Genomic DNA, 7,777 nt, shown 5'->3' with positions numbered 1-7,777 from the left:
GCGGTCATCCACACGGTCCGGGTGGGGGTCCACTGCCGCTGACTCACTTCCCTGACGTGGGGGTGGACCCGCCGGGTGCACCGGCCCGTCCCATGACCTGAGGTCCTCACACGCACGGACGCCGGCCGGGCGTGTGGCGCTCAGGACTGCCGAGGACGGCTGTTCTCAGCCGTTGAAGCGGTCCGGGTCGGGGCCGGTCCGCTCGTCGCGGTTCAGCGCCGAGATCTCACCGACGTCGCCCTCGCCGAGCTCGAAGTCGAAGAGGTCGAAGTTCTCCTCGATGCGCTTCCGGGTCACCGACTTGGGGAAGACGATGTCCCCGCGCTGGATGTGCCAGCGCAAGGTCACCTGGGCGGGTGTCCTGCCCACCCGCTCGGCGATGCGCTTGATGGTCGGGTCGTCGAGGACCTTGCCCTGCGCGATGGGCGACCAGGCCTCGGTGGCGATGTCGTGTTCGGCGCCGAAGGCCCTGACGTCGCCCTGGGTGAGGAAGGGATGCACCTCGATCTGGTTGACCGCGGGCACCACATCGCCGCCTTCCAGCAGCCGGCGCAGGTGCTGGGGCTGGAAGTTGGAGACGCCGATGGCCTTGGCCCGGCCCGAGCCGTAGATCTCCTCCAGGGCCTTCCAGGTCTCCACGAAGTCGCCCCTGCCGGGCAGCGGCCAGTGGATGAGGAAGAGGTCGAGGTATTCGAGGCCCAGTTCCTCCATGGTGCGGTCGAACGCCTGGAGCGCGTCGTCGTGCGCATGGGCGCCGTTGTCGAGCTTGCTGGTCACGAAGACGTCGCCACGGTCGAGACCGGAGTCGCGGACCGCTTGGCCGACCTCCTTCTCGTTGCCGTACATCTCCGCCGTGTCGATGTGCCGGTAGCCCACTTCCAGCGCGGCCAGCGTCGTCTCGCGGGTCTCCTCCGGCGGGATCTGGAAGGTACCGAAGCCGAGCTGGGGGATCCGCACCGCGTTGTTGAGGGTGAGGGCGGGAACTGCTGTCACGATGACTCCTGATCGCTGGTTCACGGAGCGTGGGCGTGCACGCCCACGCTGCCCCCCTTCCACCTCCGCCGCAAAACATACGTATGGTCGGCTTTGGCCTCGTGCGCATGCCCCGGCAGGCGGTCCCGGGCCGGGTGAAGCGCGGGCGCGGCCGACGGGAATCGGCTGCGCGGGGCGCGTCAGTCCAGCCGGGCGTGCACGGGACTGTTCGCGACCTCGTCCGGGCATTTGCGGTGCCGGTGATGATGCCGCCGGTCGCGCTGCCAGTCGAACGTGGCCAGGGCCAGGCAGGCCACCATGCCGACGAGGGCGACGACCAGCGCGGTGACAAGGGCGCCCCGATAGTCGCCGCTCTTGTCCAGCGTCAGGTAGAAGAGGCCGGGCAGTGCCGCGGTGCCCACCGCGGCACCGAGCCGCTGACCGGTCTGCAGGGCGCCGCCGGCGGCGCCCGCCATGCGCACGGGTACGTCCCGCAGGGTCATGGTGATGTTGGGAGAGACCACGAAGCCGCTGCCGATGCCACCGAGGAAGAGGGCCGGGGCGGCGATCCAGGGCGCGACGTCCAGGGAGACGAAGCGAAGCAGCAGCGCCGTGGTCCCGAGGCCGGCGATCACGCCTGTCAGGCCGGCCACGGTGAGGAGGCGGCCGAACCGTTCCACCATGCGGCCGGCGACCACCGCCGCTGCCGCCGAGCCGAGGGCGAAGGGGGTCACGGCAAGGCCCGAGCGGAGCGGTGAGAAGTGGAGGCCGTGCTGGTAGAAGAGAGCGAAAACCAGCCAGACGCCACTGAAGCCCATGAAGTAGAGCGTGCCGACGCCGGCACCCACGGCATACCCGCGCACGGTGCTGAACAGGCGCAGATCGAGCAGTGGCTGGTTGCCGGAGGCCACGAGGTGGCGCTGCCACTGGACGAAGCCCACGAGGATGACGCCGCCGACCGGGAACAGCCACCACAGCCGGCCGAAGCCGCCGGAGTCCGCCTGGACCAGCGGGTACATGAACGCGAGGACGCCGAGTCCGAGGAGCAGGACGCCGGCCACGTCCACGCGCCCACGCCCGGAACGCCGGATGCGCGGCAGCAGGCGCCGGCCGAGCAGGACGGCGAGGATTCCGATGGGGACGTTGACATAGAAGATCCAACGCCAGCCCGCGGGCCCGGACGCCAGGGCGAGGATGGCGCCGCCGGTGATGGGGCCCGCGGCGGAGGAGATGCCGACGGTCGCGCCGAAGAGGCCGAAGGCCCGACCGCGTTCGGCGCCCCGGAACATCTGCTGGATGAGCGCGGAGTTCTGGGGGGCCATGAAACCGGCCGCCAGGCCCTGGGCAAGACGGGCCACCACCAGCAGCATGATGTCGGGGGCCGCACCGCAGGCGGCGCTGCAGACCACGAAGCCGCCGAGGGCCAGCAGGAAGATGCGACGCCGGTCCAGGGCGTCACCGAGGCGCCCAGCGGTGACCAGGGCGAGGGCGAAAGTGAGGGCGTACCCGGACACCACCCACTGCACCTGCGCCGGTGAGGCGTGCAGGTCACGCTGGATGGTCGGCAGGGCGACGGCCACGATCGTCACGTCCAGCAGACTCATGAAGCCCGCCACCAGCGTGACCCACAGGGCCCGCCACCGCCGCGGATCCGGCTCTGACCCGGCCTCCTGGGCGGCCGGCTCCCGGCCACCGGCCGCTGACGTCGACGGTGTCACAGGGGCTCCTCTCACCTGGGGAATCGAGTTCCCCCAGCGGCGTACGAGCACACACCCAGTGTCCAACCCGAGCCGCTCGCGTGGGGGCCTTTGGCCCGTCCGGTCGGACGAGGCGGCGCGGGCACGGGTCCCGGCAGTGAGCGTATTCCGGGTCTCGCGTCGTACCCCTTCCGGGACTCGCCGCGCCCTCTTCCGGAATTCCTCGAACCCGCTCCCGGGACACCCTGATCCCGCTCCACCACGCTCGGGGCGTCCATGTCCGACGTGACCGTTGCAGGAGTGACGCAGGCCTCGCCGTCACTCGGCCCCGAGGCCGGCGCGGTCCCCGGTCCGCTCGTGTCCGGTGAGCATGTCGACCAGGCCATGGGGTGCGTCGTCGCCGAAGAGGACTTCGTGGAGCTCGACGCCATCGGCGGCGGCCTCTGCGCTGCGCGGGAACAGGGCCCGCTCGTATGCGGTGAGCGCGGCTTCGACGTCGCCGGGGTGCGCGGCGATGGCCTCACCGAGTTCCGCGCCGTCGTACATGGCCAGGTTGGCGCCTTCACCGTTCGGCGCCGAGAGGTGGGCGGCATCGCCGAGCAGGGTCACCCCCGGCACCCGATCCCACCGGTGCTCGACGGGCAGGGCGTTGAGGGGACGCAGGACCGGCGCGGTGTCACTGTCGGTGATCAGGGAGGTGAGCTCCGGCGCCCAGCCGTCGAACTCCTCGGCGATCCGGGCGGTGGCCGCGACGGGATCGCTGAAATCGATACGGGCGAACCAGCCCCGAGGCCGCGAGAGCGCCACGTACGTGTGCAGGGTCCCGCCGCTCTCCCGGTGAGCCTGGATGCCCTTCCCCGGCGCGAGCGCGAACAGCGACCCACCGCCGACCGCTTTCGCGCCGGCCGGGTGGCGGGTGTCGGCGTCGAACAGGTAGGTCTCGACGTACGACCTGCCGATGTACTCGGGTGCCGCGTCGGAGACCATCGGACGGACCCGTGACCACGCTCCGTCCGCGCCGACCAGCAGACCCGCGACGACGGTACCGCCGTCGACGAAGGTCACCTCGTGGCGGCTGTCGCCGAGGGCGCGGACACGGCTGACCTTGCGCCCCCACTGGACGGTGCCCGCCGGGAGTGCGTCGAGCAGGATCCGCCGGAGCTCGCCGCGCTGCACCTCGGGGCGTCCCGCCGTGCCGTCGTCGGGTTCGTCGAGCAGAACGGTCCCGTCCCGGTCGAGTACCCGTGTCGCCTGGCGGCCCTCCAGGACGAGGCCGCGGAACTCTTCGAGCAGGCCCGCCGCTCGCAGAGCCGGTTGGCCGTTGTGGTCGTGGATGTCGAGCATGCCGCCCTGCGTACGGGCGGTCGGCGAGGTCTCGGCCTCATAGACCGTCGCCGGGATGCCGTGGACGTGGAGGACGCGGGCGAGGGTCAGCCCTCCGAGCCCTGCGCCGATGATCGTGACATCAGTGGTCATGGTGGTTCCTTGCCTGTCGCACGCCTGCCGGACGGTCACCCGGCGGGACCCCTCTGGAATGTCGTTCCAATGCAGCCTGGAACGGCGTTCCATAGATGTCAAGCTGGAACAGCGTTCCAGAGGTGTGCCAGGATGCGCGTATGGCAACCAGGACGCGTCGTCCAGAGCGACGAGAGGAACCGCTCTCCCGGGAGGGCATCGTCGAGGTCGCGATCGAGCTTCTCGACGCGACGGGCGAGGGTGGCCTCACGTTCCGCGCGCTGGGCGAGCGCCTCGCCACCGGACCAGGGGCGATCTATTGGCATGTGGCGAACAAGGGCGAGCTGCTCGGCGCCGCGACCGACGCGGTCGTCGCCGACGCGCTGGCCGTCGAGCCCGCCGAGTCCCCGACCTCGCCGCAGGACGAGATCCGCGCCGTCGCGCTCGGCCTGTTCCACGCCATCGACGAACACCCCTGGCTCGCCACGCAGCTCTCGACGCAGCTCTCCCGGAGTCCCTGGGGGTCGGTGGCCCCGCGGATCTTCGAAAGCATCGGCCGGCGCGTCCGGGCGCTGGGAGTGCCCGAGGAGAGCTGGTTCACGGCGACCTCGGTGTTGGTGCACTACATCCTCGGCGCCGCCGGGCAGAACGCCGCGAACACCGCGCACGCCCGCACTCTCGGCCCTGGCGCGAACCGCGCCGAGTTCCTCGGCGCCGTATCGAGGGCTTGGGAAGAACTGGACCCCGACGACTACCCGTTCACCCGGGCCGTCGCGAGCCGGCTGCGCGAGCACGACGACCGCGAGCAGTTCCTCGCCGGAATCGATCTCGCCCTCACCGGTATCACCGTTCCCCACCCGCCCGGCGAACAGAGGCCCACCCCGCCCACCACCTGAGCCAGGTGAGGCCTTCGGCTCCGGCAGTCAGAACATGGTCGGACGCCACGGCCACCGCCACCGCCACCGGCACGGCCGGCTCGGCCCGAGCCAGTGGCCCGACCGGGCTCCCGTGGCTGTCCACGGCCCATCACGGCCCATCGCCGGGTGGAATCAGCGGGTCTGGCCCAGGTCCCGCAACCCGTTCTCCAGCAGCGCGAACGCGTGTTCCGCGTCGGCCGCCGCGCCCGGATGGCGCGCGTCGGCCGGCTCTCCGTGCGCCAGGCGTTCCGCGTTGTCCTGCGCCAGCGTCCAGTGGACCGCGACGATCTGGACGGCGGCCAACCGCGCGGTCAGTTCCGAAGTGCCCGCCGTTTCCCGGAGCGCCTGAGCGAGTGCTCGCTCGGAGCCGGTCTTGAAGCGTTCCATCCGGGCAACCAGCGAGGGCGCGTCGAGGATCATCTGATGGACCCTCCGCACCTGGGGGTGATCATTGAGTCCGGTGATCGGATCCCGCTCGCGCAGACCCTGGACGAAATGCTCGCGCAGTGCGGTCAGCGGGGCGGTGAGGTGCGGGCGGTCCCTCACGACGCGTGCGATCTCGGTCTCATGGTCGGCGAGGCGGTGCACCACGAGGTCCTCCTTCGCCGGGAAGTAGGCGAAGACCGTGCGTTTGGACACCTCGGCCGCCTCGGCCACCTGGGCCACCGAGACCTGGTTGAAGCCGTGCTCCAGAAACAGCGTGATCGCCGCATCGGAGATCGCCGCGTGGGTACGCCGCTTCTTCCGTTCCCTGAGCCCTGGCTTGTCGTCCACGACGCTCACCGTAGCAGATTGCTACCCCGAGACGATTTCTGCATCTGGTATACATTTGCTCCGAGACGAGAAATGGGACGAGGCGAGGGTGTTGACGGTGAGCGAGACCGAGGTCGTCGTGGTGGGCGCGGGCCCGACCGGACTGATGCTGGCGTACGAACTGACCCTGGCAGGGGTCGAGACGCTCGTGCTGGAGAAACTGCCCCAACGCATCGAGCAGGTGAAGGGCGGCGGGATTCAGCCCCGCACCGCTGAACTGCTGGACTCGCGCGGGCTGTTGGAGCCGTTGCTGATGCGGGCCACGTCGCGTGATCCGGTCGGCGGGCACTTCGCCGCCCTGCCCGTGCCCCTGGACTGCACCCCTTGGAACACCAGGTATCCCTTCCCGATCGCGATCCCTCAGTGGGAGATCGAGGAACTGCTCGAAGGGCGGGCGGTCGCGGCCGGCGCGCCGGTTCTGCGCGGCACGGCCGTCTCAGGGGTGGAGCCGGACGAGGAGGGGGTGGTCGTGACGGCGGACGGTCTGCGGGTGCGGGCTCGCTATCTGGTGGCGTGCGACGGCGGACACAGCACGGTGCGCAAACTGCTCGGACTGCCGTTTCCCGGCAGGCCGGGGACCCATCAGGCGGTGTTGGCCGACATCCGACTCGCCACCGTATCGCCGTCGGTGCCGCGGCAGTTGGAGCACATGAGCGCCCTGATGCGCCGAGCGGGCGACTACTGGGCCATGCTGGCCCCCCTCGGCGGAGACCGGTACCGGTTCACCTTCGGACGCGCGGACCAGCCGGACACCTCACGCGACACCTCACGCGACACCTCCGGCGTCACCCCGGAGGAGATCACCGTCGCGCTGCAGACCGTGTACGGCTCCGGGACCACCCTCGGCGCCGTGGACAACTCGTCCCGGTTCACCGACGCCACCCGGCAGTTGGAGCACTACCGGGCCGGCCGCGTCCTGTTCGCCGGCGACGCGGCGCACATCCACCCCCCACTGGGCGGCCAGGGACTCAATCTCGGCATGCAGGACTCGTTCAACCTCGGCTGGAAACTGGCCGCGGCCGTCCAGGACCGGGCGCCGAGCGGCCTTCTGGACAGCTATCACGCCGAGCGGCATCCGGTCGGAGCCCAGGTCCTGCATCACACCTCGGCGCAGCGCGTCCTGGCGGATCCGAACCCGGGCGAGGACGTGGCCGCCCTGCGGGACATCTTCATCGACCTGCTGAGACTGCCGGACGCCAACCGTCACGTCGCGGGACTGATGTCCGGCCTCTCGCTGCGTTACGAGCTGTCCGGCGGGCATCCGCTCACCGGGCACCGCGTGCCGGATGCCGACCTGGTCACCGACGCCGGCCCCGTCCGGCTGTCGACGCTGTTCGCCGCGGGGCATGCCGTCCTACTCGATCTGACCGGTACCGTCCCGGCCGGCCTCGGCCTTCCGCCGCGGGTCGATCTCGTCCGCGCCACCTGCGCAGAAGATCTCGGCGCTGCCGCCCTGCTGATCCGTCCCGACGGTTACGTCCGCTGGGCCACGGACAGCTCCGCCGTCCACGCCTCCGCCCTGCTCGCCGAGATCGCCGACACCGTCGCGATGGTGAACTGAGCCAGGGTCGCCGCCCTGACCCGCCACGGCAGGTTCCACCGCTGCCCGGTGACTGACGCGGGTCCCGCTCCTCAGCCGGCACGTGCGGCCGGTCCTCGTCGCCCGGCCCTCCCGCCACGAGCAGGTCGCGCCGGACTCTCCCGTGCGCACGCGCGCTGCTGCAGGTCCTCCGCCGCGCCTCGTTCCCCCCAGGAAACAATCATGGTCTCAGCCTCGGCGGAGTTGCCGTAGAGTGGTGTCAACGACGCGGGGTGGAGCAGCTCGGTAGCTCGCTGGGCTCATAACCCAGAGGTCGCAGGTTCAAATCCTGTCCCCGCTACTGAATCGTGAGGGGCCGGCACCAAGTGCCGGCCCCACACGCG

General features: G+C 70.9%; 6 protein-coding genes and 1 tRNA gene. 3 read left to right on the top strand and 4 right to left on the bottom strand.

Annotated elements, in window-relative coordinates:
• Nucleotides 1-165: 165 nt before the first annotated feature.
• The 3 genes from ABZV34_RS35835 to ABZV34_RS35825 all read right to left on the bottom strand — a co-directional run bounded on the left by ABZV34_RS35835 (nt 166) and on the right by ABZV34_RS35825 (nt 4,145).
• Entirely contained in the window at nt 166-993 is an 828-nt protein-coding gene (locus tag ABZV34_RS35835; RefSeq protein WP_356286334.1) for an aldo/keto reductase, read from the bottom strand.
• 179 nt (nt 994-1,172) lie between these two features.
• Nucleotides 1,173-2,690 (bottom strand): MFS transporter, encoded by a 1,518-nt coding sequence (locus ABZV34_RS35830; RefSeq protein ID WP_356286332.1) that lies wholly within the window; start codon nt 2,688-2,690, stop codon nt 1,173-1,175.
• A gap of 297 nt (nt 2,691-2,987) precedes the next feature.
• Nucleotides 2,988-4,145: an NAD(P)/FAD-dependent oxidoreductase gene (locus tag ABZV34_RS35825; RefSeq protein ID WP_356286331.1), complete on the bottom strand. Its 1,158-nt coding sequence runs from the start codon at nt 4,143-4,145 to the stop codon at nt 2,988-2,990.
• Between the two features lie 140 nt (nt 4,146-4,285).
• On the opposite strand from ABZV34_RS35825, the gene ABZV34_RS35820 reads away from it, so the two are divergent.
• Nucleotides 4,286-5,020, top strand: coding sequence for a TetR family transcriptional regulator (locus tag ABZV34_RS35820; protein WP_356286328.1), 735 nt, complete (start codon nt 4,286-4,288; stop codon nt 5,018-5,020).
• Nucleotides 5,021-5,173: 153 nt separating this feature from the next.
• Here the strand turns inward: ABZV34_RS35820 and ABZV34_RS35815 are convergent, their stop codons facing one another.
• Nucleotides 5,174-5,815, bottom strand: a complete 642-nt coding sequence (locus ABZV34_RS35815; RefSeq protein WP_356286325.1) for a helix-turn-helix domain-containing protein — start codon at nt 5,813-5,815, stop codon at nt 5,174-5,176.
• 88 nt (nt 5,816-5,903) lie between these two features.
• Here ABZV34_RS35815 and ABZV34_RS35810 point away from each other — a divergent pair, with 88 nt between their 5' ends.
• On the top strand, nt 5,904-7,415 hold the full coding sequence (locus tag ABZV34_RS35810; protein WP_356286337.1) for an FAD-dependent monooxygenase: 1,512 nt from the start codon (nt 5,904-5,906) through the stop codon (nt 7,413-7,415).
• Nucleotides 7,416-7,660: 245 nt separating this feature from the next.
• Nucleotides 7,661-7,734: transfer RNA gene (locus ABZV34_RS35805), tRNA-Met, on the top strand.
• The last annotated feature ends 43 nt before the right edge of the window (nt 7,735-7,777 follow it).

The sequence above is a fragment of the Streptomyces sp. NPDC005195 genome (assembly GCF_040608315.1).
In the GTDB taxonomy this organism is placed as follows: domain Bacteria; phylum Actinomycetota; class Actinomycetes; order Streptomycetales; family Streptomycetaceae; genus Streptomyces; species Streptomyces kaempferi.
The sequence above is the reverse complement of the archived record's forward strand: the minus strand, read 5'-3'. Positions and strand labels throughout refer to the sequence as shown.